1 protein-coding gene is annotated in these 646 nt (G+C 65.5%); it reads left to right on the top strand.

Annotated features, from left to right (window positions below; genetic code table 11):
* The coding region (locus tag A5681_RS03875; protein ID WP_156737837.1) for a condensation domain-containing protein at positions 1–646 on the top strand (646 nt) is incomplete at both ends.

The following is a 646-nucleotide window of genomic DNA, read 5'->3' as shown; positions in this document are numbered from 1 at the left end:
CGATTACGCCGTTGGTGCGTGATCTCGGGGTGGCCTATGCCAGTCGGTGTGCGGGTGGCGCGCCGGGCTGGGCGCCGATTGCGGTGCAGTACGTCGATTACACGTTGTGGCAGCGGGCGCAATTCGGGGATCTCGAGGACCCGCACAGCGCCATCAGCGCGCAGCTGACCTATTGGCTGGATGCGTTGGCGGGGATGCCGGAGCGGTTGGAGTTGCCCACGGATCGGCCGTATCCCGCGGTGGCCGATTATCGGGGCGCGCGGCTGGCCGTGGAATGGCCGGCCGAGTTGCAGCAGCGGGTGAGGGAGGTGGCAGGTGAGCACAATGCGACCAGTTTCATGGTGGTACAGGCCGCGTTGGCGGTCGTCTTGGCAAAGTTGTGCGCGACTTCGGATGTGGCGGTGGGGTTCCCGATCGCCGGGCGCCGTGATCCTGCGCTTGATGAGTTGGTCGGATTTTTCGTCAACACATTGGTATTGCGCACCGACCTGGCTGGAAATCCGACCGTGGCTGAGGTGTTGGCCCAGGTCCAGCAGCGCAGCCTGGCCGCCTATGAGCACCAGGACGTCCCCTTCGAAGTCCTCGTCGAACGGCTGCACCCCACCCGCAGCCTGACCCATCACCCCCTGATCCAAGTGGTCCTGGC

It is taken from the genome of Mycobacterium scrofulaceum (genome assembly GCF_001667885.1).
Classification (GTDB): domain Bacteria; phylum Actinomycetota; class Actinomycetes; order Mycobacteriales; family Mycobacteriaceae; genus Mycobacterium; species Mycobacterium scrofulaceum_C.
The sequence above is the reverse complement of the archived record's forward strand: the minus strand, read 5'-3'. Positions and strand labels throughout refer to the sequence as shown.